This is a genomic window from Peribacillus sp. CSMR9 (genome assembly GCF_033141925.1).
GTDB classification, from domain to species: Bacteria; Bacillota; Bacilli; order Bacillales; family DSM-1321; genus Peribacillus; species Peribacillus simplex_A.
In genome coordinates this window covers 1-1,450 of the sequence record NZ_JAOPHO010000182.1, presented here as the reverse complement: position 1 = coordinate 1,450, position 1,450 = coordinate 1, and the positions used below count along the sequence as shown (strand labels likewise).

Genomic DNA, 1,450 nt, shown 5'->3' with positions numbered 1-1,450 from the left:
ATGATGCCAGGGATATCTTTTTTATTGAAGCCTTTGGAAAGGGAGATGAAAGTATAAGGTCCGATCAACACGGGTTTCGTTTCAACCCCATTACTTCCCCTTCGGTTATAAGGTCACGCCCCATATATTGGACGGATTCACTTCTGGACGAAGATTTGGATGACTTGGAGCTGGATTTGTTTGTAATTCGTATCGTTGTCTTTCCAGCAAGTCGGCTGAAATATTTAGCTGTTTCAGGCTCGTTGGCTTTCAACAAAATACGAGTGTCACAGTTGCTTATGATTTCCTTGGCCAAGTCCTTTCCGTATCTACTTTCAAGTTGTGAAGTATCCTGAATGATGATTGTAACCTCAATTCCAAGGCTTCGAGTAGTGGATAGCCGTTTTTCAAAATCCGTTAACTTACCTATATTAGCGAATTCGTCCAAGGCCAACCAGACTGGTTGAGGAAGCTCTCCGTAATTCAGATCCGCCAATCTGTAAAGTTCAGAGAAGAGTTGAGTGAAGAATGTTGTGATTAACGGTTTAAATTCATTGTCAGCTATTGGGATGATAGCATAGACGATTATTTTTTTCTTGCCTAATTCTTCAAATAAGAAGTCATTCGTTTCTGTGAACCGGCAAACGTCATCATATAGCCAAGGATTCAAGGTTCCCATGAGTGTTTGGAATACGTCTGGTCCTGTCTTTTCACTGAGATTCGAAACAGCCGTTTGATAAGACCTGTTAACAATATGTTCCCTGGGCCATTGTTCAAAGAGATATTTGATTACATCGTATCGGCAATTGGCTAGGTTCATAACACTTCCCATATGTTGCTGTTCCTTTGGCAAAGCGTGTCTCACGTATGTCATTAGAGCTTGCAGGACAGCGATTTGAGATTGATTCCAGAAATCCTTTTTGACCTTATCTCCCTCAGCAGCGTTACTTACTATTGCATCGGCTATTTTGAAAGCATCTGAATCCCTGCGGATATAGTCGAATAGATTGTATCGGTCTGATTTGTCACGATCCTTGAAATTGATTAACCGGACTTCATATCCCTGTTCCCGTTTGATTTGTGAAGTCTTTTCGTACAATTCACCTTTTGGGTCAACGATAACTTGGGATTTTTCCTTGTTTTTAAGGATATTCGTTATGATATTGGAACGGGTCTTACCAGCTCCAGAACCCCCGACCAGAAGGATGTTTCGGTTCAGATGACTTTCATCATGCTGATTGATTACTTGCCCTTTGTACCTTCCATGTATCGTACCTGGTTTATTTATATCTGACGTTATATCTTCTGGATTGTATATTTCCTCTTTCCTGGCCCATCTTGCTGTGCCGTATGCTCCATAGTCAGAAGCATCTTCATATTTGATTGGTTGATTTAGAAGAAATTCCAGGATTTATGCAATCAGTTGTCCAACAGGGGATTATTGTTAGTGCCTTGCATAATCATTGGTTAT

At 40.7% G+C, this 1,450-nt stretch carries 1 protein-coding gene and 1 pseudogene; one reads left to right on the top strand and one right to left on the bottom strand.

Features of this window, described 5'->3' with window-relative positions; genetic code table 11:
• Positions 1–64 precede the first annotated feature (64 nt).
• Complete coding sequence (locus N9I19_RS24735) at positions 65–1,267, bottom strand: VirD4-like conjugal transfer protein, CD1115 family (protein WP_317779330.1); 1,203 nt, start codon at positions 1,265–1,267, stop codon at positions 65–67.
• Between the two features lie 107 nt (positions 1,268–1,374).
• Here N9I19_RS24735 and N9I19_RS24730 point away from each other — a divergent pair.
• A pseudogene (locus tag N9I19_RS24730) lies at positions 1,375–1,450 on the top strand (DUF1259 domain-containing protein); the annotation flags it as partial.